This is a genomic window from Rubrivivax sp. JA1055 (genome assembly GCF_020966565.1).
Lineage (GTDB): Bacteria > Pseudomonadota > Gammaproteobacteria > Burkholderiales > Burkholderiaceae_C > Rubrivivax > Rubrivivax benzoatilyticus.
Genome location: NZ_JAJKFP010000006.1, coordinates 176,168 through 202,351, shown reverse-complemented (window position 1 = coordinate 202,351; position 26,184 = coordinate 176,168). Strand labels below are relative to the sequence as shown.

The 26,184-nt window shown below is 72.9% G+C and carries 20 protein-coding genes; 6 read left to right on the top strand and 14 right to left on the bottom strand.

The window, feature by feature from the left end; all coding sequences use genetic code 11:
- The first annotated feature begins 53 nt into the window (after positions 1 to 53).
- The 4 genes from LOC65_RS10375 to ccoG all read left to right on the top strand — a co-directional run bounded on the left by LOC65_RS10375 (position 54) and on the right by ccoG (position 6,009).
- A complete protein-coding gene (locus tag LOC65_RS10375) occupies positions 54 to 1,676 on the top strand; it encodes a FecR domain-containing protein (RefSeq protein WP_230247442.1) in 1,623 nt (540 codons plus the stop codon).
- Positions 1,664 to 4,078, top strand: coding sequence for a CHASE2 domain-containing protein (locus tag LOC65_RS10370; RefSeq protein WP_230247441.1), 2,415 nt, complete (start codon positions 1,664 to 1,666; stop codon positions 4,076 to 4,078). The genes LOC65_RS10375 and LOC65_RS10370 overlap by 13 nt, the downstream gene beginning before the upstream one ends.
- 101 nt (positions 4,079 to 4,179) lie before the next feature.
- Positions 4,180 to 4,467 carry a DUF2249 domain-containing protein gene (locus LOC65_RS10365; protein WP_230247440.1) on the top strand — a complete coding sequence of 96 codons (288 nt, stop codon included), beginning with the start codon at positions 4,180 to 4,182 and terminating at the stop codon, positions 4,465 to 4,467.
- A gap of 87 nt (positions 4,468 to 4,554) precedes the next feature.
- Positions 4,555 to 6,009 carry a cytochrome c oxidase accessory protein CcoG gene (gene ccoG, locus LOC65_RS10360; RefSeq protein WP_405048245.1) on the top strand — a complete coding sequence of 485 codons (1,455 nt, stop codon included), beginning with the start codon at positions 4,555 to 4,557 and terminating at the stop codon, positions 6,007 to 6,009.
- A 5-nt stretch (positions 6,010 to 6,014) separates the two neighbouring features.
- On the opposite strand, the gene LOC65_RS10355 is transcribed toward ccoG, so the two are convergent.
- The 5 genes from LOC65_RS10355 to LOC65_RS10335 all read right to left on the bottom strand — a co-directional run bounded on the left by LOC65_RS10355 (position 6,015) and on the right by LOC65_RS10335 (position 12,200).
- The gene (locus LOC65_RS10355; RefSeq protein WP_230247439.1) at positions 6,015 to 7,145 is read right to left on the bottom strand and encodes an acyl-CoA dehydrogenase family protein; all 1,131 of its coding nucleotides are present in this window, start codon (positions 7,143 to 7,145) and stop codon (positions 6,015 to 6,017) included.
- Positions 7,146 to 7,209: 64 nt separating this feature from the next.
- The gene (yjjJ, locus tag LOC65_RS10350; protein WP_230247438.1) at positions 7,210 to 8,586 is read right to left on the bottom strand and encodes a type II toxin-antitoxin system HipA family toxin YjjJ; all 1,377 of its coding nucleotides are present in this window, start codon (positions 8,584 to 8,586) and stop codon (positions 7,210 to 7,212) included.
- A gap of 89 nt (positions 8,587 to 8,675) precedes the next feature.
- Positions 8,676 to 9,923: an acyl-CoA dehydrogenase family protein gene (locus tag LOC65_RS10345; RefSeq protein ID WP_230247437.1), complete on the bottom strand. Its 1,248-nt coding sequence runs from the start codon at positions 9,921 to 9,923 to the stop codon at positions 8,676 to 8,678.
- Positions 9,924 to 9,942: 19 nt separating this feature from the next.
- Positions 9,943 to 11,022 (bottom strand): CaiB/BaiF CoA-transferase family protein, encoded by a 1,080-nt coding sequence (locus LOC65_RS10340; RefSeq protein ID WP_230247436.1) that lies wholly within the window; start codon positions 11,020 to 11,022, stop codon positions 9,943 to 9,945.
- Positions 11,019 to 12,200: an acetyl-CoA C-acetyltransferase gene (locus LOC65_RS10335; protein ID WP_230247435.1), complete on the bottom strand. Its 1,182-nt coding sequence runs from the start codon at positions 12,198 to 12,200 to the stop codon at positions 11,019 to 11,021. The genes LOC65_RS10340 and LOC65_RS10335 overlap by 4 nt, the downstream gene beginning before the upstream one ends.
- Before the next feature lie 107 nt (positions 12,201 to 12,307).
- Between LOC65_RS10335 and LOC65_RS10330 the strand changes: the two genes are divergently transcribed.
- Together LOC65_RS10330 and LOC65_RS10325 are read left to right on the top strand one after the other, a co-directional pair.
- Positions 12,308 to 13,858 carry a murein L,D-transpeptidase gene (locus tag LOC65_RS10330; protein ID WP_230247434.1) on the top strand — a complete coding sequence of 517 codons (1,551 nt, stop codon included), beginning with the start codon at positions 12,308 to 12,310 and terminating at the stop codon, positions 13,856 to 13,858.
- Positions 13,859 to 13,869: 11 nt separating this feature from the next.
- Positions 13,870 to 14,427 carry a DUF882 domain-containing protein gene (locus tag LOC65_RS10325; RefSeq protein ID WP_230247433.1) on the top strand — a complete coding sequence of 186 codons (558 nt, stop codon included), beginning with the start codon at positions 13,870 to 13,872 and terminating at the stop codon, positions 14,425 to 14,427.
- A 51-nt stretch (positions 14,428 to 14,478) separates the two neighbouring features.
- Here the strand turns inward: LOC65_RS10325 and LOC65_RS10320 are convergent, their stop codons facing one another.
- From LOC65_RS10320 to LOC65_RS10280, 9 genes are read right to left on the bottom strand one after another with little or no spacing between them, the layout of a single operon-like run.
- Positions 14,479 to 15,489: an FAD:protein FMN transferase gene (locus tag LOC65_RS10320; protein WP_230247432.1), complete on the bottom strand. Its 1,011-nt coding sequence runs from the start codon at positions 15,487 to 15,489 to the stop codon at positions 14,479 to 14,481.
- Positions 15,490 to 15,512: 23 nt separating this feature from the next.
- Positions 15,513 to 16,370, bottom strand: a complete 858-nt coding sequence (locus LOC65_RS10315; RefSeq protein ID WP_230247431.1) for an FAD-binding oxidoreductase — start codon at positions 16,368 to 16,370, stop codon at positions 15,513 to 15,515.
- 11 nt (positions 16,371 to 16,381) lie between these two features.
- Complete coding sequence (locus LOC65_RS10310; RefSeq protein WP_230247430.1) at positions 16,382 to 16,588, bottom strand: hypothetical protein; 207 nt, start codon at positions 16,586 to 16,588, stop codon at positions 16,382 to 16,384.
- A 2-nt stretch (positions 16,589 to 16,590) separates the two neighbouring features.
- A complete protein-coding gene (locus LOC65_RS10305; RefSeq protein ID WP_009856223.1) occupies positions 16,591 to 17,172 on the bottom strand; it encodes an electron transport complex protein RnfA in 582 nt (193 codons plus the stop codon).
- Position 17,173: 1 nt separating this feature from the next.
- Entirely contained in the window at positions 17,174 to 17,860 is a 687-nt protein-coding gene (gene rsxE / locus LOC65_RS10300; RefSeq protein ID WP_009856222.1) for an electron transport complex subunit RsxE, read from the bottom strand.
- Positions 17,857 to 18,558: an FMN-binding protein gene (locus LOC65_RS10295; RefSeq protein WP_009856221.1), complete on the bottom strand. Its 702-nt coding sequence runs from the start codon at positions 18,556 to 18,558 to the stop codon at positions 17,857 to 17,859. The genes rsxE and LOC65_RS10295 overlap by 4 nt, the downstream gene beginning before the upstream one ends.
- Positions 18,555 to 19,700 (bottom strand): RnfABCDGE type electron transport complex subunit D, encoded by a 1,146-nt coding sequence (locus LOC65_RS10290; RefSeq protein WP_230247429.1) that lies wholly within the window; start codon positions 19,698 to 19,700, stop codon positions 18,555 to 18,557. The genes LOC65_RS10295 and LOC65_RS10290 overlap by 4 nt, the downstream gene beginning before the upstream one ends.
- A gap of 13 nt (positions 19,701 to 19,713) precedes the next feature.
- Entirely contained in the window at positions 19,714 to 21,102 is a 1,389-nt protein-coding gene (rsxC, locus tag LOC65_RS10285; protein WP_164963725.1) for an electron transport complex subunit RsxC, read from the bottom strand.
- Positions 21,103 to 21,118: 16 nt separating this feature from the next.
- Positions 21,119 to 26,137 carry a 2-oxoacid:acceptor oxidoreductase family protein gene (locus LOC65_RS10280; protein WP_230247428.1) on the bottom strand — a complete coding sequence of 1,673 codons (5,019 nt, stop codon included), beginning with the start codon at positions 26,135 to 26,137 and terminating at the stop codon, positions 21,119 to 21,121.
- Between the last annotated feature and the right edge of the window lie 47 nt (positions 26,138 to 26,184).

Sequence of the window (26,184 nt, the reverse complement as noted above, 5' to 3'; positions counted from 1 at the left end):
AACCTCACGGGACGGCCAGCGGCCGTTCGTCGAACGGCATGTCGTCCCCCCCGATGCACCGCGCTCCCCTGACCGGCCTGCTCGCGCTTCTGGCGCTGGCCGGCAGCGCCCATGCGGCGGCCGAAGGGCCGGTCTGGACCTACCGCGTGCGCCCCGGCGACACGCTGATCGCGCTGCAGGCGCGGCTGCTCGCGCCGGGCATCGGCTGGCAGGCGCTGCAGCAGCGCAACCAGATTGCCGAGCCGCGCCGTCTGCCGATCGGGCGCCCGCTCGAGATCCCCGTGGCCTGGCTGCGCGCGCAGCCGGTGCAGGCCGACGTCCTGTTCGTGCACGGCGAGGTCGAACTGCGCCGCGCCGGCGAGGCGCCGCGGCGGCTGGCCTCCGGTGAACAGGTGGCCGCCGGCGACGAGATCGTCACCGGCGCACGCTCGTCCTCGGCGGTGCTGCGGCTGGACGACGGCTCGCGGCTGCTCGTCGAGCCGGGCAGCCGCCTGCGTGTCGAGGCGCTGGACCGGCGCGGGGCCAGCGCCTACCGCGAATCGCGGCTGAAGCTGGAGAACGGCGGTGCCGAGGCCAGCGTGCCGCCGGCGCCGCCCTTGCCGCCGCGGCCGCGGCTGCAGATCCGCACCCCGGTCGTCAACCTCGCCGTGCGCGGCACCGAGTTCCGCGCCCGCAGCGACGCACACGGCACGCGGCTGGAGGTGCTGCGCGGCCGGGTCGCGGCCGGCGCCCGGCCGGTGGCCGCCGGCCGGGGCCTCGTCGCCACCGCCGACGGCGTGCAGCGCGCCCGGCCGCTGCCCACGGCGCCGGTGCTGGCGCTGCCGGCCGGCCCGGTGACGCGGCTGCCGCTGGCGTTCGCCTGGCCGGCGCTGGCCGGCGCCACCGCGTACCGAGCCCAGGTGCTGGACGCCGACGCCGACAGCCGGCTGCGGCTGGACGGCCGTTTCGACGAGGCCGCCGCCGAGTGGCCCGACGACCTGCCCGACGGCCGCTACGAGCTGCGTGTGCGCGCCATCGGCGCCGACGGGCTCGAAGGCCTGGACGCACGCGCCGGCTTCGAGCTGAAGGCGCGCCCCGAGCCGCCGATGCCGATGGCGCCCGCGCCCGCCGCCCGCGTCGACGCCGGCCGCGTGGCCTTCGCCTGGACACGCCACCCGCAGGCCGCGCAGTACCGCCTGCAGGTCGACACCGTGGCCTCGTTCGAGTCGCCGCAGGTCGACCACGAGCTGGTGGACACGGCGACGAGCGTCGATCTGGCGCCGGGCCGCTATTTCTGGCGCCTGCGCAGCGTGCGCCCGGGCGGCGACGCCGGGCCCTGGGGCGAAGCGCTGGCGCTGGAGGTCGTCGAGCCGCCTCCCGCGCCACCGGCCGTGCCGCCGCAGGCCGAGGCCCGGCACGACCGCGTGACGCTGGCCTGGCCGGCGTCGCCGCGGCCCGGGGTGCACTACGAGATCCAGGTCGCGCGCGACGCCGGCTTCGCCGCCCCGGTGCTCGAAGGCAGCTCGGACCGCGCCGCCTGGAGTTTCGAGCCGCCGGGCGCGGGCCTCTACCACGTGCGTGTGCGTGGTGTCGGCAGCGACGGCCGCCCCGGCGCCTGGGGCACGGCGCAGCAGTTCGAGGTGCCGCCCGCCTGGCACTGGTGGTGGCTGTTGCCGGCGCTGCTGTGGCTGCTCTGAGCCCCGGCCGGCGACGCTGGATCGTTCCCGCGGCAGGTCTGCTCGCCGCCGTCGTGGTCGGCGTCTCGCCGCTGCAGGCCTGGTGGTCGCAGCCGCTGCAGGACTGGGCGCAGCGCACCGCAGCGCCAACCCGGGCGCCCGCCGGGGTGCTGATCGTCGATGCCGACGACCGTTCGATCGAGGCCTTGCGCGGCACCGGCGCCTGGCCCTACACGCGCGACACCCACGCGCTGCTGATCGACGGCCTGCGCCGCCACGGCGCCCGGGCCGTCGTGCTGCAGCTGCTGCTGGCCGAGCGCCGTGACACCGTCGACGGGCGCCCGGTGGCCGGGCCGACGGCGGCCGGCCGCAGCGCCGACGGCCGCACGCTCGACGACCGCAAGCTGGCCGAGGTCGTCGGCCGCCCCGGCGCGCCGGTGGTGCTGGCTGCGGCCGGCGTCGACGCGCTGGCCGGCGCACGTGCCGCCGACGGCGAGCCGGCCGCGCAGCACTGGCGCGAGCTGCTGCTGCCGGCGGCCAGCGTGCGGCCCGACAACCCGGCGGCACTGCGGCTGGGCGTGGTGACGACACCGCTGGACGACGACGGCGTGCTGCGCCACGTGCCGCTGTGGCACGCCGCGGGCAGCCAGCGGCAGCCGTCGATCGCGCTGGCCGCGCTGCTGGCCGCCGGCGGCCATGTCGACGCGCGCTGGCCGGTCGACGAACGGGGGCGGGTGCAGCCGCTGTTCGGCCCCCAGGGCCGGGTCGAACGCATCTCGTACCGCGACGCGTGGACGCTCGCCGCCGCCGATGTCGTCGACGGCGACCCGGGGCGTGCGCTGGCCGATGCGGTGCGCGGCCGCGTCGTCTTCGTCGGCAGCAGCGCGCTGCTGGCCGGGCGCACGATGACGGTGGCCGGCCAGGCCGACGCGACCGAGATCGCGGCGCAGACCTTCGCCGCGCTGCGCGACGGCCCGCTGGTGCGCACGGCCGGCGTGCCGCTGCAGGCGGCGACGCTGCTGCTGGCGCTGCTGCCGGCGCTCGGCGCCGCGCTGACGGCCGCCGGCACCGGCGTGCTGCTCGCCGGCTCGGCGCTCGCCGCACTGGGCCTGCTGGGGGCCGGCAGCGCGGCCATGGCGCTGGCGGCGATCAGCCTGCCGCTGGCGGCACCACTGGCGGCCCTGGTCGCGGCGCTGGCGGCGCTGCTCGTGCTGCAGCGCCGCGAGCAGGCCGAGTGCGAGCGCCGGCTGGCGCTGGAGCGCGAGATCGCGGCACGCTCCAGCGCCACCAAGTCGGCCTTCCTGGCGACCGTCAGCCACGAGATCCGCACACCGCTGAACGCCGTGCTCGGTGTCGCCGACCTGATGACGGCGACACCGCTGTCGGACGAGCAGCGCCGCCACGTCGACGTGTTCCGCCATGCCGGGCAGACGCTGGCCGCGCTGATCGACGACCTGCTGGACCTCGGCAAGATCGAGGCCGGCCGGCTGGAGCTGGTGGTCGAGCCGTTCGTGCTGCGTGCGTCGCTGGACTCGGTCGCGGCGCTGCTTCAGCCCCGTGCCGCGGCGAAGGGCCTGCGGTTCGTGCTCGACGTCGACGAGGACCTGCCGGCCTGGGTGAGCGGCGACCGGCGCCGCGTCGAACAGGCGCTGACCAACCTGCTCGGCAACGCGATCAAGTTCACGGCACGCGGCGAGGTGTCGCTGCAGGCGGCACGCTCGGCCGCCGGCGGCGTGCGCTTCACGGTGCGCGACACCGGCATCGGCATCGCGCCGGCGCAGCAGGCACTGGTCTTCGAGCCTTTCGTGCAGGCCGACGACCGCATCACGCGCGACTACGGCGGCACCGGCCTCGGGCTGGCGATCACGCGGGCGACGGCCCAGCAGATGGGTGGCGACCTGCGGCTCGAGAGCCGGCCGGGCGTCGGCTCGACCTTCACGCTGGAGCTGCCGCTGGCCGCGCACACCCCCGCGTCTGCGGCGCACACTCCCCCGGGGCACGGTGCGGCGACGCCGGTGCTGCCGCCGCCGGAGGCCTGGCTGGACGGCGTGCTGCTGGCCGAGGACAACGAACTCAACGTCTACATCGTCAGCGCGATGCTCTCCGGCCACGTCGGCCGGCTCGACGTCGCCGCCGACGGCCAGCAGGCGCTGCAGCGCCTGGAGTCCGGGCGCTACGACCTCGTCTTCATGGACATGCAGATGCCCGGCCTGGACGGCCTGGCGGCGACGCGTGAATGGCGCCGCCGCGAAGCCGAGCGCGGGCTGGTGCGCACGCCGATCGTCGCGCTGACGGCCAACGCCTACGACGAGGACGTGCGCGACAGCCGCGAGGCCGGCTGCGACGCCCACCTCGCCAAGCCGGTGTCGCGTGCCGCGCTACTCGAGGCGATGCAGCGCTGGGGCACGGCACCACGGGGCTGAAGCCGGCCGTCGAGCGCCGGCGCCGTAAAGGTGCATTTGCCACATTGCTTTGACGCTTGACGCGCGTTAACATGCTCGCGTCATACACCTTACGTCCGACCATGAGCTTCCCCAGCCCCTCCGTCCTGGACCTGCGCGGCGTCGTGCCGGCCGAACGCCACGCCCTCGTCTTCGGCCGCCTGGCCGAGCTGGCCGCCGGCGACGGCCTGCTGCTGGTCAACGACCACGACCCGGTGCCGCTGCAGCGCCAGCTGCACGAGCGCTGGCCGGGCCTGTTCAGCGTCGCCTACCTGGAAGACGGCCCCGCGGCCTGGCAGCTCGAGATCCGCAAGGCCGTGCCGGCCGAAGCCGCCGGCTCGTGCTGCTCGGGCGGCCGCTGCTGCGGCTGAGCCGGCGATGACCTGGGTCGTCACCGAAGCCTGCCTGAGCGGCCGGCCAACGGACCGCGTCGGCGTCGGCCGGAAGCCGGGGCCGCGGTGAAGCACGAACGCGCCGGCGTGATCCCGATCCGCCCCGTCGCCGCTGCCGCCGGGGCGCCGGAAGTCGTGTCGCTGGTCCAGAAGCGCCAGCCGATCCATGCCCGCGCCGTCAGCGGCCGCTACGCCACCTGGCGCTGGGTCTTCGTCTGGCTGACGCAGCTCTTCTTCTACGGCCTGCCCTGGCTGGAGATGGCCGGCCGCCAGGCGGTGCTGTTCGACATCGACGCGCAGCGCTTCTACCTCTTCGACCTGGTGCTCGTGCCGCAGGACCTGATCTACCTGGCCGCGCTGCTGGTGCTGTCGGCGCTGGCGCTGTTCTTCTTCACCGCGGTCGCCGGCCGGCTGTGGTGCGGCTACGCCTGCCCGCAGACGGTCTACACCTCGATCTTCATGTGGATCGAGCGCCAGTTCGAAGGCGACCGCCTCGCACGCATGCGCCTGGACCGCGCACCGTGGAGCGCCGGCAAGCTCGCGCGCCGCAGCGGCAAGATCGCCGCGTGGACCGTGTTCAGCCTGGTCACCGGCCTGAGCTTCGTCGGCTGGTTCACGCCGATCCGCGAACTGGTGCCGGCGACGCTGCAGGGCGACATCGGCGGCTGGAGCGCCTTCTGGGCGCTGTTCTACGGCGCCTTCACCTACGGCAACGCCGGCCTGCTGCGCGAGCAGATGTGCAAGTACATCTGCCCCTACGCACGTTTCCAGAGCGCGATGATCGACCGCGACTCGCTGGTCATCGCCTACGACAGCGGCCGCGGCGAACCGCGCGGCGCGCGCTCCAAGAAAGCCGACGCCGGCGCGCTGGGCCTGGGCTCCTGCGTCGACTGCACGCTGTGCGTGCAGGTCTGCCCGACCGGCATCGACATCCGCAACGGCCTGCAGAACGAATGCATCGGCTGCGCCGCCTGCATCGACGCCTGCGACGGCGTGATGGACAAGCTGGGCTACGCACGCGGCCTGATCCGCTACTCGACCGAGAACGCGGTGGCCGGTGGCTGGAGCCGGCGCGAGACGCTGCGCCGCGTGCTGCGCCCGCGGGTGCTGATCTACGGCGCGCTGCTCGCGGCGCTGACGCTGGCCTTCGCCGCCAGCCTGGCGCTGCGCAGCCCGTTCCAGTTCGACGTGCTGAAGGACCGCAGCACGCTGGCGCGCCTGGTCGACGACGGTGCGATCGAGAACGTCTACCGGCTGCAGGTGACGAACCGCAGCGAACAGCCGCAGAAGCTCGCCGTCACGGCCGAAGGCCCGGCCGGGCTGGTGGTCGACGCCCCGCCGATCACGGTCGACGCCGCCGGCGCCGCCCAGGTCGTCGTGCGCCTGCGCCTGCCGGCCGAGACCGCAGCGCCGCTGGCCGGGCAGTCGGTGCCGGTGGCCTTCGTGCTGAGCGCGGCCGCGCAAGACGGCCAGCCGGCGCTGTCGCGGCGCGAGAAGTCGACCTTCCTCGTGCCGCGCTGAAGCCTTCAGGCCAGCGCGCGGCCGATCAGGATGCGCTGCACGTCGCTCGTGCCTTCGTAGATCTGGCAGACACGCACGTCGCGGTAGAGGCGCTCGACCGGGAAGTCGTTGACGTAGCCGTAGCCGCCGAAGGTCTGGATGGCGGTGCTGCAGACACGCTCGGCCATCTCGCTGGCGAAGAGCTTGGCCATCGCCGCTTCCTTCAGGCAGGGCTGGCCGGCGTCCTTCAGTGCCGCCGCATGGTGCACCAGCTGGCGCGCGGCCTCGATCTGCGTCGCCGCGTCGGCGAGGCGGAACTGCACCGCCTGGTGCTCGAAGATCGGCTTGCCGAAGGCGACGCGCTCCTTGGCGTAGGCGGTGGCCGCCTCCAGCGCCGCACGCGCCATGCCGACGCACTGCGAGGCGATGCCGATGCGCCCGCCTTCCAGCCCCGACAGCGCGACCTTCAGGCCCTCGCCTTCGGCGCCGATGCGGTAGGCCGCCGGCACGCGGCAGCCTTCAAAGACGATCTGCGCCGTGTCGCTGGCGTGCTGGCCCATCTTGTCCTCGAGCCGGGCGACGACGTAACCCGGCGTCGAGGTCGGCACCAGGAAGGCGCTGAAGCCCTTCTTGCCGGCGTCCTTGTCGGTGACGGCGATGACGATCGCGACGTCGCCGTTCTTGCCGCTGGTGATGAACTGCTTGACGCCGTCGATCACGTAGTCGTCGCCGTCGCGGCGCGCCGTGGTCTTCAGGCCCGAGGCCTCGGAGCCGACTTGCGGCTCGGTCAGGCAGAAGGCGCCGAGCATCGCCCCGCGCGCCAGCGGGCGCAGCCATTGCTGCTTCTGCGCCTCGTCGCCCCAGGCCATCAGGATGCTGCAGACGGGGCAGTTGTTGACGCTGACGATGGTGCTGGTGGCGCCGCAGCCGGCGGCGATCTCCTCGAGGATCAGCGACAGCGCCAGGTAGTCCAACCCGGCGCCGTCGTACTCCGTGGGCACGGCAACGCCGTAGCAGCCGAGTTCGGCCAGCCCGGCCAGCGCCTCGCGCGGGAAGGTGTGGGCGCGGTCCCACTCGGCCGCGTGCGGCGCGATGCGGTCCTGCACGTAGGCGCGCACCGCGTCCTGCACCGCGCGGTGGTCGTCGTCGAGGATCATCGGGTCTCCGGTCTGGTGTCGAACGGCCAGACTAGCCCAGGCCTGAGGTGCGCGGCATCCGGATTCAGCCCAGCAGCGCGGTCAGCCGGCGCGTGTTCTCGGCGCAGACGCCGCGGAACCCGGCGCTGATGCGCTCGTCGGCCGCGGCGCGCTGCCAGAAGGCCAGCGCCACCGGCGCCGCCGCCTGCCAGGCCGCGGCGTCCTGCGGCAGCGGCAGCTCGGGCCGGTACTCGCGCGGCGGCAGTTCGACGCCGCGCGCCGGCGCGTAGAGCATCGGCAGCATGTCGTAGACCGGCGCGATGGCCAGCGGCGCGCCACCGCCCGGCCCGAGCTGGAACGACAGGTTGCCGTCGTGCATGTCGGTGTTGGCGAGCAGCAGGCCGAACTGCCACAGCCGCGCCAGCGCCTCGGCCTCCTGCGCGGCCAGCCAGCCGCGCGCCGCCAGCGCCCGCCCGGCCTCGGCCCAGGAGCGCCCGGCGAGACCGAAACACTCGCCGTTGATCGCGCCCCAGGACACCAGCCCCGAGCGGCCCAGCGCGCCGTGGCGGTCGAACCGTTCGACTTCCAGGAAGGTCCGCCCGCCGGCCTGCACGATGCGCGAGACGGCCGCCGGCAGGCCCAGCGCCGCCAGCACCTCGCCGGCGAGGTGTTCGCAGACGAGCAGGTCGGCCCAGCGCCGTGTGCCGGGCGAATCGTCCGAGCCGCTGAACTTGACGAGCACGGCTTGCGGCCGGCCGTCGGCGCCGTTGCGCCAGGCCGTGAACTTGGGGAACTCGCCGCCGGCCAACGAGCCCGGCAGGCCGGCGGCCATCGCGGCGTCGGCCTGCGCGGGATAGGCCGGCGCCAGCTCGGCCTCGCTCAGCGGCGCCTCGGCCTCGCCGGCACGCGCCGCGCGCACACGCTGCAGCCAGCGCCAGCAGGCCGCTTCGCCGACGATCAGGTCGCCCGGCGTGTCCTCGCCCAGCAGCGACAGCGCGTGCAGCGTGTCATCGTCGCTCCAGGCCGCCGGATCGTCGCCGACCTGCAGCGTCGCCGCGTGGTGGCGCGCGAAGGCGCGGCCGAGAAAACCTTGCGGCCGCAGGTCCTGCAGCGGGTACGGCAGGCCGTCGAACCAGCCGTCGCGCGCGGCCTCGTCCAGCGGCCAGCCCAGCGGCTGCAGCATCTCCAGCGCCGAGCCGTCGGGCGCCGTCAGGTGCAGCCAGGCGATCTGCCGTGGCGTGCCCTCGGCGTCGACACGGTAGACCGGCAGCGGCGCGGCCTGCCCGCGCAGCGCCCGGCGCGCGGCGTACTGGGTGCGGCGCGCGGCACCGCGCACGACGAGCTCGTCGCCGGCGGCGCGCACGGCCCGCATCAGCGTCGCGCGGCTGATGCCCAGCTGTTCGGCGAGCGCGCCGGCCGCTTGCCGGCCGCGGCGCCGCAGGAAGTCGACGAGCGGGAGCACGATGAAACGATCCTCGTCGCCATCTTGTCTTTTGGCGACAAGTGATTAGATCATTTCATGGGCCCCGCGTGAAACGATTCATGAAACGATCAGCCGATCAGGTAATAGGCAGCCGTCGAGCCGCGCCGCGCCTTGGCCTTGGCGAGTTCGTCGCGCGCGATGACGCGGCAGTGCACCTCGTCGGGGCCGTCGAAGAAACGCATCGCACGCCCCCAGCTGAACATCTGCGCCAGCGGCGTGTCGGGTGTCAGGCCCATCGCGCCGAAGACCTGGATCGCGCGGTCGAGCACACGCTGGTGCAGCTGCGCGGCGACGAGCTTGATCGCCGAGACGTCGATGCGCGCCGCCTGGTTGCCGGCGCGGTCCATCTTGGCCGCGGCACGCAGCACCAGCAGCCGCGCCTGGTCGACCTCGACCCGCGACAGCGCGATCCAGTCCTGGATGTTGGCGAAGTCGGCCAGATGGCGGCCGAAGGCGCGGCGCTCCAGCGCACGCTCGCACATCATCTCGATCGCCAGCTCGCACTGGCCGATGGTGCGCATGCAGTGGTGCACGCGCCCCGGGCCCAGGCGCGCCTGGGCGAGCGCGAAGCCGCTGCCTTCTTCGCCCAGCAGGTTGGCCGCCGGCACGCGCACGTCGCGGTAGACGATCTCGCAGTGGCCGTCGGGCGCGACGTGCGACAGCACGGCGACGTTGCGCACCACCTGCACCCCGGGCGTGTCCAGCGGCACGAGGATCATCGAGTGGCGGCGATGGCGGTCGGCGTCGGGGCGCTCGTCGGTGACGCCCATCACGACGGCGACCTTGCAGTTCGGGTGCGCGGCGCCGGTGGAGAACCACTTGCGGCCGTTGACGACGTAGTGATCGCCGTCGCGGCGGATCGTGGTCTCGATGTTGGTCGCGTCGGAGCTGGCGACGTCGGGCTCGGTCATCGAGAAACACGAGCGGATCTCGCCGGCCAGCAGCGGTTTCAGCCAGCGCTCGTGCTGCTCGGGCGTGGCGAACAGATGCAGCAGCTCCATGTTGCCGGTGTCCGGCGCGTTGCAGTTGAAGACCTCGGAGGCCCACCCGATGCGGCCCATCAGCTCGGCCAGCGGCGCGTACTCCAGGTTGCTGAGCGCGGTGCCGGGCTCGTCGGCCTTCAGCCCGGGCAGGAACAGGTTCCACAGGCCGAGCTCGCGCGCCCGGGCCTTCAGCGGCTCGACGACCTCGGTCGGATAGCGGCCTGCGTCGGCGATGCGGTGCCAGTCGCGGTTGCGCGGCAGCACCTCCTCGTCGAGGAAGCGGCGCAGCGTGCGCTGCATCTCCAGGTTCTCGGGGCTGTATTCGAAGTCCATCGGGGCTCTCTCTCGGGGGTCAGCGCGCCGGCCAGGCGGCCAGCGCGGCGGCGAGCGTCGTCGCCGTCGGGGGTTCGGGGGTTCGTGCCGCGGTGCGCGAGAAACGCGGCGCCGGCGCCGGCTGCATCACGCCGCCGGATTCCAGCCAGTTGCCGCGTGCGGCGTTGTGCGGGTGATGCGGCGCCTCGTCCCAGTCGAGCACCGGGGCGAAACAGGCGTCGGTGCCTTCGAGCAGCGCACACCATTCGGCGCGTGTGCGGGTGCGGAAGATGGCGGCCAGCCGGTCCTTCAGCTCGGGCCAGCGTCCGGCGTCGAGCTGGGCGTCGAACACCGGGTCGTCCAGCCCGGCGCGGCGGCGCAGCTCGGCGTAGAACTGCGGCTCGATCGCGCCGACGGCGATCGGCTTGCCGTCGGCACAGTCGTAGCAGGCGTAGAAGTGCGCGCCGCCGTCGAGCATGTTCTCGCCGCGCGGGCGCGACCACAGGCCTTGCGCCTTCCAGCCGACCATGAAGGCCGACAGCAGCGCGGCGCCGTCGCACATCGCGGCGTCGACAACCTGGCCGCGGCCGGAGCTGCGGGCCTCGTGCAGCGCCGCCAGCAGGCCGACGACGAGCAGCATCGCGCCGCCGCCGAAGTCACCGAGGTAGTTGGCCGGCGGCACCGGCGGCCGGCCGGGCACGCCGATCGCGGCCAGCGCGCCGCTGATCGCGATGTAGTCGATGTCGTGGCCGGCGGCCTGCGCCAGCGGGCCGTCCTGGCCCCAGCCGGTCATGCGGCCGTAGACCAGCGACGGCCGGCGCGCCAGCACGACGTCCGGCCCCAGACCCAGGCGCTCCATCACGCCGGGGCGGAAACCTTCGATCAGCAGGTCGGCGCGGGCGGCCAGCGCCAGCGCGGCGGCGGCGCCGTCGGGGTCGCGCAGGTCCAGCGCCAGCGCCGCGCGGCTGCGTGTCGTGACCTCGCGCGGGTCGGGCTCGACACCCGGGCGCGTGATGCGCAGCACCTCGGCGCCGAGGTCGGCCAGCACCATCGCGGCAAACGGCGCCGGGCCGAGGCCCGCGAACTCGATGACACGCAGGCCGGCGAGCGGGCCGCTCACGACAAACGCTCCACGATGGTGACGTTGGCCAGGCCGCCGCCTTCGCACATCGTCTGCAGCCCCCAGCGCCCGCCGCGGCGGCACAGCGTGTGCAGCAGCGTCGCCATCAGCCGGGTGCCCGAGGCGCCCAGCGGGTGGCCGAGCGCGATCGCGCCGCCGTGCACGTTGAGCCGCGCCGGGTCGGCGCCGGTGGCCTGCAGCCAGGCCAGCGGCACCGAGGCGAAGGCCTCGTTGACCTCGAAGCAGTCGATGTCGTCCAGCGCCAGCCCGGCCTTCTTCAGCGCCACCGCGGTGGCCGGGATCGGCGCCTCCAGCATGATCACCGGGTCGTGGCCGATGACGGTCATCGTGTGCACGCGCGCCAGCGGCGGCAGGCCCAGCGCCTTCAGTCCGCGTTCGTTGACCACCAGCACGCCGCTGGCGCCGTCGGCGATCTGGCTGGCGTTGGCGGCGGTGACGCTGCCGCCTTCGCGCAGCAGGCGCACGCCGGCGATGCTCTCGGCGCTGGCGTCGGCGCGGATGCCTTCGTCGGCGGCCAAGGGCTCGGCCTCGCCGCTGCCGTCGGCGCGGCGCACGGCCAGCGGCAGGATCTCGGCGGCGAACGCGCCGTCGCGCGTGGCGGCCGCGGCGCGCTGGTGGCTCTGCAGCGCCCAGGCGTCCAGCGCCGGTTTCGCCAGGCCGTACTTCGTGGCCAGCATCTCGGCGCCGGTGAACTGGCTGAACTCGGCACCCGGGTAACGCGCGGCGATCGCCGGGCTGACGTAGTGGCCGTAGCCGGCCTGGCGCGGCAGCTCCATCGGCAGACCCATCGGCACGCGCGACATGCTCTCGACGCCGCCGGCGATGACGCAGTCCATCGTGCCCGACATCACCGCCTGGGCGGCGAAATGCAGCGCCTGCTGCGACGAGCCGCACTGGCGGTCGACCGTCGTGCCCGGCACCGACTCGGGCAGCGACGAAGCCAGCACCGCGTTGCGTGCGACGTTGGCCGCCTGCTCGCCGACCTGGCCGACGCAGCCGAGGATGACGTCGTCGACCGCCGCCGGGTCGACGCCGCAGCGCGCGATCAGCGCGTCGATGACCTGCGCCGCCAGGTCGGCCGGATGCCAGCCGCTCAAACGGCCGTTGCGCCGGCCGCACGGGGTGCGCAGCGCGGCGACGATGAAGGCTTCGGCCATGGCGGGCTCCTCGGATGGTCTGCGGGCCATTCTGCGGCGCCGGCCGGCCGCGCGCCGTCACCATGGCGACGCTGGCCCGGCACAGTGCCGAGGCGGACAATGGCCGCATGCGCCCTGCCCCGTTCCCACGCCGCATCGCCGCGCTGGCGCTGCTGTTCGCCAGCGCCGCGGTGCAGGCCTCGCCGTGGTTCGACGCCGACGCCCGCCCCGGCCGGCGGGCGCACGAGGCCGTCGCGCTGCTGGCCGCCGCACCCGAGCACGGCCTCGTCGCCGAGGACTACCGCGCCGCCGCACTGGCCCAGGCGCTGGATGCCGCCGCGCACACGCCCTCGCACGAGGCCGCCACGCGGCTGGAAGCCGAGCTCGACGCCGCGATGCGCCGCTACCTGTCCGACCTGCACCAGGGCCGGCTCGACCCGCGCACGCTGTACCGCTCGCTGACGCTGCCCGAACGCCCGCCCTTCGACGCGCGCGCCGTGCTCGACGCCGGCCTGGCCGCCGGATCGCTGGCGCTGGCCGTGCGCCGCGCCGAGCCGGTGCTGCCGCAGTACGCCGAGTTGCGCCAGGCACTGGCGCGTTACCGCACGCTGGAGCACGACCCGGCCTGGGCGGCGCCGCTGCCACCGCTGCCGCAGGTCGGCCGCACGCGCAAGCTGGAGCCGGGTGCCGCCTGGCCCGGCCTGACGGCGCTGGCCGCACGCCTGGTCGCGCTCGGCGACCTGCCGGCCGGCACGCATGCCGGCACGGTCTACGCCGAGCCGCTGGTCGGCGGTGTGCGCCGCTTCCAGGCTCGCCACGGCGTCAGCGCCGACGGCGTCATCGGGGCGGCGACCTTTTCGCGCCTGGAGGTCAAACCGGCGGCCCGCGCCGAACAGCTCGTGCTGGCGCTGGAGCGGCTGCGCTGGACACCGCTGCTCGAATCGCGGCGCATGGTCGTCGTCAACATCCCGGAGTTCGTGCTGCGCGCCTACGAGGTGCAGGACGGGCGGATCACCGTCGTGCAGCGCATGCGCGTCGTCGTCGGCCAGGCGCTGGACAAACGCACGCCGCTGATCGACGCGCAGATGCGCGCCATCGAGTTCAGCCCCTACTGGAACGTGCCGCCGTCGATCGTGCGTGCCGAGACCCTGCCCAAGCTGCGCCGCGATCCGGACTACCTGGCGCGCGAAGGTTTCGAGTTCGTCGCCGGCGACGGCAGCGTGCACGGCGAGGTCTCGGCCGAGGCGCTGGACGCGCTGGCTGCCGGGCGCTGGCGCATCCGCCAGCGGCCCGGGCCGCGCAACGCGCTGGGCGACATCAAGTTCGTCTTCCCCAACGCCGAGCAGATCTACCTGCACCACACGCCGTCGACCGCGCTGTTCGCGCGCGACCGGCGCGACTTCAGCCACGGCTGCGTGCGCATCGAGGACCCGCTGGCGCTGGCGATGTTCGTGCTGCGGGACCAGCCCGACTGGCCCGAGGCGCGCATCCGCGAGGCGATGGACGCCGGCGAGTCGCGCACGCTGCGGCTCGCGACGCCGGTGCGGGTGCTGATCGCCTACGGCACCGCGCTCGTCAAGGACGGGCAGGTGTATTTCTTCGACGATATCTACCGTCAGGACCCGCGCCTGCAGGCCGCGCTGCGCGAACGCGCCGCGCCCGCCGTGCGCGCCGACTGACGAGGAGGACGATGATGCGCAACCACGACCGCCGCCGTTTCCTGCGCCACGGCGCCAAGCTGGCCGTCGGCGTGCTGCCGGTGGCCGCCGCCACGCGCCCGGCGCTGGCCGCCGGGCCCGGCCCGCGTGCGCTGGCGATGAACCACGCCCACACCGGCGAGTCGCTGGACCTGGTCTACGCGGTGGACAGCCAGTTCGTTCCGGCGGCGCTGGGCACGCTGAACCGTTTCCTGCGCGACCACTACACCGGCAGCGTCGGTCTCATCGACCCGCAGCTCTTCGAGCTGCTGCACTGCGTGCGCGGCCTGCTCGGCACCGAGAGCGCGGTCTACGAGGTCATCTCGGGCTACCGCTGTCCCGAGACCAACGACCGGCTGCGCCACACGCGCGGCGGCGGCGTCGCGCGGCGCAGCCTGCACATGGACGGCCGCGCGATCGACGTGCGCCTGAAGGGCGTGCCGCTGAAGGAGCTGCGCGACGCCGCGCTGTCACTGCAGGCCGGCGGCGTCGGCTACTACGAGCAGGAGCGTTTCGTGCACCTGGACACCGGGCGCGTACGCCACTGGTGACGTGAAAACGCCCGGCCGGGGCCGGGCGTCGTCGGCAGGCGCCGTGAAGGATCAGGCGGCCGTCGGGAAGCCGCCGCTGGTCCAGCGCCGGCCGTCCTTGGCGATCAGCAGTGCATCGACGCCTTCCAGCGTCTCGGCCAGCGCCAGCGAACGTTCGGCGCCCATCACCATGAACGCGGTCGACAGGCCGTCGGCCTGCAGCCCGGTGGGCGCGAGCACGGTGACGCTGGCCAGCTCGGTCGGCGAGTCGCCGACGGCCGGGTCGAAGATGTGGTGGTGACGGAAGTCGGCGCTGAACACCGTCTCGTAGTCGCCCGAGGTCGACAGCGCGCGGCCGTCCATCGCCAGGCGCGCGGCCACGGCCTCGGCGTCGCGCGGCTCGCGCACGCCGAGCATCCAGGGGCGGCCGCCCTCCTTGGCGCCGAGGGTCGTGAACTCGCCGGTGTCGAGCAGCGCGTGCTCGATGCCGTGGCGCTGCAGCGCGGCACGCGCCAGGTCGGCGGCGTAGCCCTGGGCCAGGCCGTTGACGGTGACGCCCATGCCGGCGCCGGCCAGCGTCACGCGCTCGGGCGACACCTGCAGCCGCTGCCAGCCGACCTGCGCACGCGCGGCGGCGATCGTGGCCGCGTCGGGCAGACCGCCGGCGTCGTGCGCGGCCTCGAAGGCACGCCACAGCGGCTGCACCGTGACGTCGAAGGCGCCGCCGGTCAGGCGCGACAGCTCCTGGCCGGCCTGCAGCACGGCGACGAGGCGCGCGTCGGGCGAGTCGAGCGCGCCGTCGCGGTTCAGGCGCACGAGCTGGCTGCCGTCCTGGCGCAGGCTCATCAGCGCATCGACCGCCTTCACCTCGGCCAGCGCGGCGTCGATCGCGGTGCGCGCCGTGGCCGCGTCGGCATGCAGCACGGTCAGCGTGACGGTGGTGCCGAAGGCGCGGGTGCTGCCTTCGTGGCGCGCCAGCGCGTCAGCGGCCGCCGGGCCGGCGTCGCGGCGGCTCCAGGCCAGGACCCCGAGGGCGCCCAGGCCCAGCGAGGCGGAGATCAGGGTGCGTCGCTTCATCAGCATCGTGTTTCCTTCGCGCGCGGCGTTCAGTACAGGACCTCGTGCCAGCGGCCGCCGGCGATCAGGGTCTGGCGCAGCAGCGCCCAGCGGCCGGGCGCCCCGGCGATGCGCGCCAGCGCCACCTCGGTGCCGGCTTTCAGCGCCTCGGGCCCGGCGACGTAGACGTGGGTGCGTTCGTCCTCGAGCAGGCTGCGCAGCTCGTCGGCGTTGTCCTCGACGCTGCGGCCCAGCGCCGGCAGCGCGCTCAGGTGCGGCCGCGGGCTCACCGCCTGGAAGGCCTTGAAGCTGGCCTCGTCGTAGTACTGCGCGATGTCGGCGTTCTGCTCGTTCATGTAGAGCATCTCCATGCCCGAACGTGCGCCGTAGAACAGCCGCACCGGGCCGTCCCAGGTGCCCAGCGTCTCGTAGATGCGGCGCACCAGGCCGCGGAACGGCGCGATGCCGGTGCCCATGCCGATCATGATCATCGGCGAGTGGCGGTCCGACGGCACCGGGAACGGGTGGCCGACCGGGCCGCAGAACTCGATGCGCTCGCCGGGCTTCAGGTCGCAGAGGTGGTTGGACGCCACGCCGGGATGGCGTTCGCCGTTGAAGTCGTCGATCTCGTGGCAGCGGCGCACCAGCAGCGCGAACTCGGTGCGCTCGGGGTCGCTGACGTCGAGGTCGGCCAGCGAATACAGGCGCTCGTGCCAGGCCTGGCCGAAGCGGCCGGGCACGCGCAGGCGCAGGCACTGGCCCAGGCGGATGTCGAACGACGGGTCGAAGGTCTCGAAGACCAGGTGGCGCACGTCTTCGGGCGAGTCGACGGGCGTGATGCGCGCGCTGGAGACCAGCGTGGCGCTCAGCGGACGGGATGCGGCCACGGGGGCGTCGGGAAGGATCATGGCGGGGGCTCTCAAAGCGGGCGCGGCGGCGCGACGGGGGCTTCGGCCGGCTGTTCGCAGGGCTGGCCGCAATGGCCGCAGCCGCCGGCGCAGCCGACCTCGCGGTACGGGCCGGTCTCGGGGTGGCGTTCGGCGTAGCTGCGCGTGATGCGCTGCACGACGACCCAGCCGGCCAGCAGGCCGGCGATCGCGCCGAAGGCGACGAGGTAGTTCAGCATCCTCAGCCTCCGAGGCCGGCGAAGCCCATGAACGCGAGGGACAGCACGCCGGCGAGCATCAGCGTCAGCGCCGAGCCACGCGCGATCTCGGGCACCTCGACGAGCTGCAGACGCTCGCGCAGGCCGGCCATCAGCACCAGCGCCAGCGTGAAGCCGGCGCCGCCGCCGGCGGCGAAGGCCAGCGACTGCCACAGGCTGTAGTCGCGTGCGGTCTGGATCAGCGCCACGCCGAGCACGGCGCAGTTGGTCGTGATCAGCGGCAGGTAGATGCCCAGCGCGCGGAACAGCGTCGGGCTGTGCTTCTTCAGCACCATCTCGACGAGTTGCACCGCCGAGGCGATGACGACGATGTAGGAGATCAGGCGCAGGAACTCGAGCCCGAGCAGGCCCAGCAGCCAGTTCAGCGTGAACGCGAACAGCGAGGCCACGGCCATCACGAAGGTCGTGGCCACGCCCATCGGCAGCGCGGTGCCGAGCTTGCCCGAGACCCCGAGGAAGGGGCACAGGCCGAGGAACATCGCGAGCACGAAGTTGTTCGCCAGCAGCGCGCCGATGAAGACCTGGAAGACGGTGTCGTGGGCCATCTCAGCCTCCGGTCACGGCCGAGGCCGGGGTGGCGCCGGCGGCGGCGAGGCGACGCTTGCGCTTCTCCCACCAGGCGAAGAACAGCAGCCAGGAGCCGAGCACGAAGAAGCCACCCGGCGGCAGCACCATCACCACCCAGGGCTGGAACTGCGAGCCGAACAGCGCCACGCCGAACAGCGTGCCGGCGCCGAGGATCTCGCGCACCGCGCCCAGCGCGAACAGCCCGAGCGTGAAGCCGGCGCCCATGCCCAGCGCGTTGAGCATCGCCGGCAGCGGCGGGTTCTTCGACGCGTGGGCCTCGGCGCGGCCGAGGATGATGCAGTTGACGACGATGAGCTGGATGAAGGCGCCCAGCGCCTCGTAGAGCTTCAGGCTCACGGCCTGGATCGTGTAGTCGACCACCGTGACGAAGGTGGCGATGATCACGATGTAGGTCGCGATGCGCACTTCCTTGGGCACCAGGCGGCGCAGCAGCGACACCAGCGCGCAGGAGGCGACGAGCACGAAGGTCGTCGCGACGCCCATCGACAGCGCGTTGATCGCCGACACCGTGACGGCCAGCGCCGGGCACATGCCCAGCATCATCACGAACACCGGGTTCTGCTTCCAGACGCCTTCGGTCAGCTGCTCCCAGGCGCCGGTGATGCCGGCGGGCGCGCCGGCGCCTTGTGCGTGGTCGTGACTCATGGAGCTCTTCCGATCTGCTCGAGCTTCGGGACGATGCGCGGCAGCAGGGCCTGCGCCGCCTCGTCGATGCCGCGCCCGACGGCGCGCGAGGTGACGGTGGCGCCGGAGATCGCATCGATCTGCCAGGCCTCGGTCTTGGTGCCGTGCTTGACGGTGGTGATGGCGTTGGCCAGCGCCTTCATGTCGGGCGACAGCCTGGCGTCCAGGGCCTCGAAGTTCTTCAGGAACGCGGCGTCCTTGACGATCTTGTCGCCGATGCCGGGCGTCTCGCGGCTGCTGACGAGCGCGAAGCCGACGACGCACTGGCAGGCCGGCTTGTAGCCGAACATGATGCGCACGGTGTCGGCGTAGCCCTTGGCCGCGCCTTCGGCAGCGATGCCCATCAGCGCGCCGCTGGCGTCATAGGCGGCCTGGAACGGGCGCGCGCCGGCCGGGGCGCCCTCGGCGCCGCCGGCGACGACGCTGCCGTCGGGCAGCGCCAGGTACGACACCGTCTTCTGTGCGCCGGGCAGCACGCTGGCCACCGCACGTTCGAGCGCGATGCGGCGGTTCTCCTTCACCGCCGGCAGGCTGCCTTCGTAGGCGGTGACGATCAGCAGGCCGCAGATCGCGGCGACGAGGCCCAGCGTCGCGATCATCGCGAGCGTCGGCGTCGGCGGGGGCGGCGGCAGGGCCGCCGGGGACTGGGGCGCGTTCATTTGCGGGGCTTGTTGATCGGCATGCGCTTCTTCGGCGTCGTGGCGCCGGCTTCCTCGCGCGAGATGTACTCGGGGTGCAGCGCGTAGCTCGCGCCGCGGCGCGGGCGCAGCAGCCCGCTCTTGCCGAACGGGCGCGGCTGCGTGAAGCGCTCGATCAGCGGCGACGCGGCGTTGCCGATCAGGATCGCGTACATCACGCCCTCGGGCAGGCCGCCGTAGTAGCGGATCAGCACCGTCAGCACGCCGATCAGGCCGCCGTAGACCCACATGCCGCGCGGCGTCACCGGCGAGGTTGCCATGTCGGTGGCCATGTAGATCGCGCCGAGCATCAGGCCGCCGGAGAACATCATGAAGAACGGGTCCGGGAAGCGCGCCGGGTTCCAGGCGTACAGCGCGAAGGCCGTCAGGCCGGCGCTGCCCAGGATGGCCGCCGGGATGCGCCAGTCCAGGAAACGCCGCACCGCGAGGTAGGCGCCGCAGACCAGGATCAGCAGCGGCGACGGGCCGACGGCCATGTGCCCGGACAGCGAGGACAGCAGGTGCAGCGGGTCTGCGGCGACGCCTTCGAACTTCCACTTCGCCAGCGGCGTGGCGCCGGTGATGCCGTCCAGGTGCAGGCTCTGCAGCCAGGCGGCGGTGTCGGCCGGCATCATCAGCGGCCAGGCCAGCGTGCTCGGCACGAAGCTCGTGAAGCGGCCGTCCAGGAACGACGGCGTGTAGGTGGCGATGGCCACCGGGAACGCCGCCTGCACGAAGGCGCGCCCGACCAGCGCCGGGTTGAAGACGTTGAAGCCGATGCCGCCGAACAGCGCCTTGCCCAGCGCGATGGCGACGATGCCGGCCACCGCGCCCATCCACAGCGGGAAGCCCGGCGGCAGCGACAGCGCCAGCAGCAAGCCGGTGATGACCGCCGACCAGTCGGCCAGCGTCCCCGACTGGGTGCCGGTCTTGACGAAGAAGCGTTCGGTCGCCAGGCAGGCGGCGGTGACGACGACCAGCGAGGCCAGCGCCGACAGCCCGTACTGGTAGACGAAAAAGGCGCACACCGGCAGCAGCGAGCCGACGACGTTGCGCATGATCTGCTCGACGCTGCGCTGCGTCTTGATGTGCGGCGCGCTGCGGATCTCGATCGTGGTGCTCATCGTGTCGGGGCCCTCAGCCGCGCGTGGCCGCAGGCGCGGCGGGAGCCGAGGCGGCGCGTTCGCGCAGCACCTGCTTGGCGACGCGGAACTGCTGCACCAGCGGGATGTTGGACGGGCAGACGTAGGTGCAGCAGCCGCACTCGAAACACTCGCCGAGGTGGTAGTGCGCGCCCATCTCGTCGTACTCGCGCTTGGCCGCCAGCATGCCCAGCGCCGACGGGTTCAGGCCCATCGGGCAGCTCTCGACGCACTGGCCGCACTTGATGCACGGGTAGGTGCGGCGGTCGTCGCGCTCGGCCATGTCCTCGCGGCGGAAGACGAGCACGCCGGAGACGCCCTTGGTCACCGGCGTGTCCAGCGCGGCGACCGACTGGCCCATCATCGGGCCGCCGAGCACCAGCTGGCAGGCGCTGGTGGCGTCGCGCGGCGCGCCGGCGAAGTCGAGCACGAAGGAGATCGGCGTGCCCAGCGGCACGCGGTAGTCGCCCGGGCGCACGACGCCGGGGCCGGCGATCGTGACCACACGTTCGGTCAGCCCCTGGCCGGCCGGCAGCAGCTTGCCGATCGCGGCCATCGTGCCGACGTTGTTCATCACCATGCCCAGCGACACCGGCAGCTGCCCGGAGGGGATCTCCACCCCGAACAGCGACATGATCAGCATCTTCTCCGAGCCCTGCGGGTACTTGGTCGGCACCGCCTCGGCGAAGACGTTCTCCAGCCCGGCCGCGGCGATCGCGGCCTTCACCGCCGCCACCGCGTCGGGCTTGTTGTCCTCGATGCCGACGATGGCGCGCACCGCCCCGGTGGCGCGCATCGACAGCGCGATGCCGCGCACCAGCGCGGCGGACTCCTCGACCATCGTGCGGTGGTCGCAGGTCAGGTAGGGCTCGCACTCGCAGCCGTTGATGACCAGCGTGTGCACCTTGGCCTGAGGCGGCACCTTCAGCTTGGCATGCGTCGGGAAGGCCGCGCCGCCCAGGCCGACGAGGCCGGCGTCCCAGACGGCCTGCAGGATCTCGTCGGGCGTCATCGCGTCGATGTCACGCGCGACGCCCCAGAGGTCTTCCTGGGTCGCCGCGGCGTGCGGGCGGATGACGATGGACGGCGTCCACGGCCCGCGCGCCGTGGGCCGCAGCTCGATCGCCTTGACGACGCCGGTGGCCGGCGAATGGTGTGGCACCGACAGCCAGCCGTCGGCCTTGGCGACCGGCTGGCCGCGCACGACCTCCTGGCCGACGCGCACGATGGCCTCGGCCGGCTTGCCGATGTGCTGCGCCAGCGGCACGACGAGCTCGTCGGCCCAGGGCAGCCGCCGGATCGGCGTCGCCGCCGTGTGCTTGTGCTCCGGCGGATGGATGCCGCGCGCGAAGGTCTCGCCGCGCAGGAAGTTGAGCAGCTTCATCGGTGTGCCGCGCGCTTCAGTTGTACTTGGCCGCGCGCTTCTTCAGCTTCTCGAGGTTGGGCTCGGCCGGGTTCCACGGGGTTCCCGGGTGCAGGCAGCCGGCGGTGCACTTCTCCGCCGCCTTCACGATGTCGGCGTAGCTCGAGCCCTTCGGGTTGATGACCACCGCGCGGCGGCGGCCGTCGTAGGCGAAGACGCCCGGGGCCAGCGTGATGCACTCGTCGCAGGCCGAGCACTCGGGGCTCTCGACCCAGACCGGCTCGTGCGCCGTCTCGGCCGGCGCCGCTTCGGCAGCCGGAGCGGCCGCCTGGGCCGTCGGCGCGGGCTTCGCCGGAGCGACCGGCGCTGCCGGCGCAGCCGGCGCCACCGGCGCAGCGGCGACCGGCGCGGGCGCCACGGCCACCGGGGCGGCCACCGGCGCCGCCGCGGGCGCGGCCAGCGCCGAGCTCAGCTTCTGCAGCAGCTCGCCGCGCACACGCTCGGTGATGGCGCCGATGTCGGCCGGCTTCTCGCGCGTCACCAGGTCACGCAGCTGGCGCCAGTACTGCTGGCGCTCCTCGCAGGCCCGCACCAGTTCCTCGGCCACCAGCAGGCGCATCAGGCGGCGCTTGGCATCGACGGCCCAGATGTACGGGAAGCGGCCGCCGCGCTCGTCGGCCGGCAGCGTCAGCAGCTCGGCCAGCGGGATCATCGAGTCGTTCCAGGTCTCCGGCGGCGCCTTGCGGAAGTGCTTGGCGAAGCGGGCCTCGGTGGCGGCGAAGTCGGCGAACGTGACCGGCAGGTCCATGCGCTGCTCGGTGCCGCTCTCGTCGAGGTGCTTCAGCTTGTAGGTCGGCCAGTCGGCGCTCATCGCCGGGTTGCCCGACAGGCTGACGCACTCGGCGAAAGTCGTGCCGGCGTCCGGGTCGTAGCGGAACAGCGGGTAGGCGCGGCTCTCGACGGCCAGCTTGCTCTGGTCGACGCTCTTGTCGTCGCCGACGCCGTGTTCCGGCGGGCAGACGGCGTAGACGTTGAACAGCGCCGGGCGGCGCGAGTTCAGGCCGTCGATGAAGCCGTCGAGCAGCTTGGTCGCGTGGGCGATCGTGCCCTGCATGACGAACGCCGTGCGGTGCGCCATGCCGATCAGGCTGATCTCCTTGCGCGGCTCGACCTTGCCGTGCCAGGCGCTGCCGTACGGCGCCATGTCCGACACCTGGCCGATGAAGCCCGAGGTGCAGGCCTGGCCGCCGGTGTTGGAATAGACCTGGGTGTCGACGACCAGCACCTTCACCGGCTTGCCCGACATCAGCAGGCGCGACAGGTTCTGGAAGCCGATGTCGTACATCGCGCCGTCGCCGCCGAGGCTGACGACCGGCGGGCACAGCTTCCATTCCTCGTCGCTGAACTGTTCCCAGTTGAAGCGCTTGAAGAAGTTGCCGTCACGCTCCTCGACGTACTTGCCGCCGAGTTCCATCTCGGCCATGCGCACGGCCTTGAAGCCCTCGGCCATCTTGGCCATGTGACCCTCGAACAGGCCCATCGCCACCGACGGCGAGTCCTGGAACAGGTGCGAGGTCCACGGGAACGGGTACGGGTGGTACGGGAAGCTCGAGCCCCACACCGAGGTGCAGCCGGTGGAGTTGACGATGCCCATCGTCGAGCGGCCGCGGCCCGTCGGGCCTTCGACATAGCGCCAGCGCAGGTCCTTCAGCTTCTCCAGCAGCTGCGCCACGCGGCGCACCCAGGCCGGGTCCAGCGGCTGCGAGGGCTTGCCGGCGGACAGGCTGTCGGCCAGCTTGGACAGCGTCAGGTCGTGCTGGGCGTTGGCCTCGACGGCGCGCAGCACGGCGCCGGTGTCGGAGACGTCCACCGACTCGGCCAGGCGGTTGCGCAGATGCTGCTGCAGGCCGTCGATCAGCGTGTCGAGCTTGGCGACGAAGGGCTTGACGCGGTGCTGCATCAGCGCCGCGACGGCGGCGGTGAAGAGGTGGATCGCGGTCTTCTCGCCGCAGCCCAGGCAGGCGCCGTCGCCGCAGTTCATCGAGTTGTAGACCGCCTTGTCGAACAGCAGCGTCTCCAGCGCGCCGCTCTTCTCGTCGATGTTCTCGACGCGGATGAACTCGCGGCTGGTCGTCGGCAGGTCGAGCCAGAAGTTCCAGTCGCGGCGCAGCGCCTCGACCGACTCCTCGGTCTGCGTGACCATCTTCAGCGCGCCGTCGTTGCAGACGTTGACGCACAGGCCGCAGGCCTTGCAGGTCAGCGGGTTGACGGTGATCGAGAACAGGCCGCCGCTGCCGGGGTTCTTCTTCTCGCGCACCTGCCAGTACGGCTTGGTGGCCGAGAACTTGAAGTCGCCGAGCTGGGCCTTCAGCAGTTCGAACTCGGCGGCCATCTTCTCGCGGTCCTCCTCCGGCGCCTCGGCGACGGTGGCGGCGATCGCCTGGTCGATCAGCGGGCGCACGGCGACGCCGTCCCCCTTGCCGATCAGGCCGCGCAGCTTCTTGTCGGCGGTGCGCACCGCACGGCGCAGGAAGCGCGTCGGCGTGCCGCCGCACTCGACGCGGTTGAGCGCCGTGGCGAAGACCTCGTCGGTCTTGTTGACGAGGCCCGGCATCGCGCTGTCCGGGCAGGCGGTGACGCACTTGCCGCAGGCGGTGCACTTGTCGGCGATCCACTCCGGGTGCTCGAAGCGGATGCCGGTCATGTCGCGGAAGATGCCGGTGGCCGCCGGCACCAGCGAAGCGCCGATGAACGGATCGAGCAGGTTGTCGTTGCCCTTGCCGGTGGCGTAGAAGTGGCCGGTCTGCTCCCAGAAGCGGTGGATGTCGGCCACCGGGGGCAGCGCCTTGTCGTCGCCCTTGGGCGTGCGCAGCAGCGTGATCGGCAGCGCGGCAGCGGCGGCGCGCGGCGCGGCCGCGCTGCCGACGGTCTTGTCGACGATCTCGCGGATCTCGTCGAAGCCGCGGCGCACGACGGTGACGTTGTTCTGCACGACACGCGCGCCCTTGGAGCCGAACTTGGCCTCGAGCTGCTTCTCGATGGCGCGGAACAGCTCCTCCTCGCTCAGGCCGGCGTTCTCGCGCACCGAGGTGGCGGCGAAGAACGCGCCCTGGAAGGCGTTGCCCTGCATGCGCAGCTGCAGGTCGGCGCTGCCGGCCTCCTCGCGGGCGATCTGGAAGGCGTCGAGGTAGAAGACGCGGATGCCGTTGTCGACGATGTGCTGCTGGGCCCAGCGCGGGAACGCCGCCCAGGTGGCATCACCCAGGTTGCTCTGGATGATGAAGACGCCGCCCTTCTTCAGGCCGGCCAGCGGGTTGGAGTGGCCGAACACCGCCGGGTCGGGCGACAGCACGACGTCGACGCTGACGTACTCGCAGTTGACGCGGATGGTCTCGGGCGCCGCCGACAGGTAGTAGGTCGTCGGCTGGCCCTTCTTCTCGGAGCCGTACTTCGGGTTGGCCTTGATCTCGTAGTCCAGCAGCTCGAACAGCGTCATCGCCAGGTTCTTGCCGGTGGTCATCGCGCCCCAGCCGCCGATCGAGTGCATGCGCACCGTGATCGCGCCCTTGGGCATCAGGTTCGGGTTCTCGCTGCCGCGCACGACGACGTCGGCGGCCTTCGGGTAACCGGCCTTCACGGCCTGCTGGTGCAGCTCGTCCTTCGGGTTCAGCGGGTCGCGCTCGACGTCCACCGACAGGTAGAAGAACGGCTTCTTCGCGCCGCCCGGCAGCATGTTCTCGACGGCGCCGATCAGCGCCTCGGGCTGCAGGTCGCGCGAGCCCAGGCCGTAGCAGCCCGAGTACAGGCGCGGCATCTCCTGCGGCGTGATCGAGGCGTAGTTCTTGTGCGGCAGCGTGTCGGCGCCGGCCAGGCCGTTCTCCAGCGCCTTGGACAGCGACGCGCGCAGCTCGCGCACCAGCGGCAGGTCCTCGGCCAGCGGCTGGTCGGTGCGCTCGAGCACGACGACGCCCTTCTTGCCGCGCAGCGCCTGGCCGACGAGGTCGCCCGGGAACGGGCGGAACATCGTGATGTTCAGCACCCCGACCTTCAGCTTGCGCGTCTCGCGCAGGTAGTCGGCGACGGCCTCGGCCTGCACGACCATGCTGCCCATGCCGACGATGACGTAGTCGGCGTCTTCCAGCTTCCAGCCGCCGACGCGGCCGTAGCGGCGGCCGGTCAGCGCGGCGTACTCGGCCATGCACTGCTCGGACAGCGACTCGATGGCGTCGAAGAAGTACGGCCGCTGCGCGGCCACGGCCTGCATGTAGGCGTCCTGGTTCTGCACCGAGCCCGACAGCAGCGGCACGTCGACGTCCCAGATCGCCGGCACGCGGCGGCGCTTCGGGCCGTAGACCATGGCCTGCGCCGGCGTCGGCGAGTCGATCAGGTCGTCGGGGCGGCCGAGGTACTCGGCGACCAGTTCCCGCTCGGGGATGCGCGCCGACTCGATCAGGTGGGTCGTCAGGAAACCGTCCTGGCCGACGATGGCCGGGGTCAGCGACAGCTCGGCGAGCTTGCGCGCGATCAGGTTCAGGTCGGCGGCCTCGGTGGCGCTCTTGGCCATCACCTGGATGAAGCCGGTGTCGTCGATGCAGTGGTAGTCGTCGTGGCCGGCGTGCACGTTCAGGCTGGCCTTGGTGATCGCGCGGCAGCCCATGTTCAGCACGTAGGGCAGGCGCTTGCCGACCGTCGCGTACAGCGACTCGTGCATGAAGGCGATGCCCTGGCCCGAGGAAAAGTTGGTCGCGCGCAGGCCGGTCATCGACATGCCGGCGGTGACACCGGCGGCGGCGTGCTCGGACTCGGGCTCGACGAAGATCAGCGGCCGGTCGGAGACGTTCAGGTGGCCTGCGGCCACTTCCTGCGCCCAGTACTCGCCCATCTGCGTCGACGGCGTGATCGGGTAGGCGCCGGCGGCGTCCGAGGCCTCGCGCTCGACCATGATGACGGCGGTGTTGCCGTCGACCGCGTCGCGCACGCCGGGGTACTTGACGGTTTGCGGCTCGCTGTCGCGGCGATGCTCGCCGGTCAGGTAGTCGATGACCTTCTTCAGCATTTGGGGTTCCTCGGGCGGATGTAGAAAACGGTGGTGGCGGAGCGCGG

Coding starts and splice junctions, on each gene's coding strand:
- LOC65_RS10375 (WP_230247442.1), top strand. CDS start 54: ATGCACCGCGCTCCCCTGACCGGCCTGCTCGCGCTTCTGGCGCTGGCC.
- LOC65_RS10365 (WP_230247440.1), top strand. CDS start 4,180: ATGAGCTTCCCCAGCCCCTCCGTCCTGGACCTGCGCGGCGTCGTGCCG.
- LOC65_RS10355 (WP_230247439.1), bottom strand. CDS start 7,145: ATGATCCTCGACGACGACCACCGCGCGGTGCAGGACGCGGTGCGCGCC.
- LOC65_RS10345 (WP_230247437.1), bottom strand. CDS start 9,923: ATGGACTTCGAATACAGCCCCGAGAACCTGGAGATGCAGCGCACGCTG.
- LOC65_RS10335 (WP_230247435.1), bottom strand. CDS start 12,200: ATGGCCGAAGCCTTCATCGTCGCCGCGCTGCGCACCCCGTGCGGCCGG.
- LOC65_RS10330 (WP_230247434.1), top strand. CDS start 12,308: ATGCGCCCTGCCCCGTTCCCACGCCGCATCGCCGCGCTGGCGCTGCTG.
- LOC65_RS10325 (WP_230247433.1), top strand. CDS start 13,870: ATGATGCGCAACCACGACCGCCGCCGTTTCCTGCGCCACGGCGCCAAG.
- LOC65_RS10320 (WP_230247432.1), bottom strand. CDS start 15,489: ATGCTGATGAAGCGACGCACCCTGATCTCCGCCTCGCTGGGCCTGGGC.
- LOC65_RS10315 (WP_230247431.1), bottom strand. CDS start 16,370: ATGATCCTTCCCGACGCCCCCGTGGCCGCATCCCGTCCGCTGAGCGCC.
- LOC65_RS10310 (WP_230247430.1), bottom strand. CDS start 16,588: ATGCTGAACTACCTCGTCGCCTTCGGCGCGATCGCCGGCCTGCTGGCC.
- LOC65_RS10305 (WP_009856223.1), bottom strand. CDS start 17,172: ATGGCCCACGACACCGTCTTCCAGGTCTTCATCGGCGCGCTGCTGGCG.
- rsxE (WP_009856222.1), bottom strand. CDS start 17,860: ATGAGTCACGACCACGCACAAGGCGCCGGCGCGCCCGCCGGCATCACC.
- LOC65_RS10295 (WP_009856221.1), bottom strand. CDS start 18,558: ATGAACGCGCCCCAGTCCCCGGCGGCCCTGCCGCCGCCCCCGCCGACG.
- LOC65_RS10290 (WP_230247429.1), bottom strand. CDS start 19,700: ATGAGCACCACGATCGAGATCCGCAGCGCGCCGCACATCAAGACGCAG.
- rsxC (WP_164963725.1), bottom strand. CDS start 21,102: ATGAAGCTGCTCAACTTCCTGCGCGGCGAGACCTTCGCGCGCGGCATC.
- LOC65_RS10280 (WP_230247428.1), bottom strand. CDS start 26,137: ATGCTGAAGAAGGTCATCGACTACCTGACCGGCGAGCATCGCCGCGAC.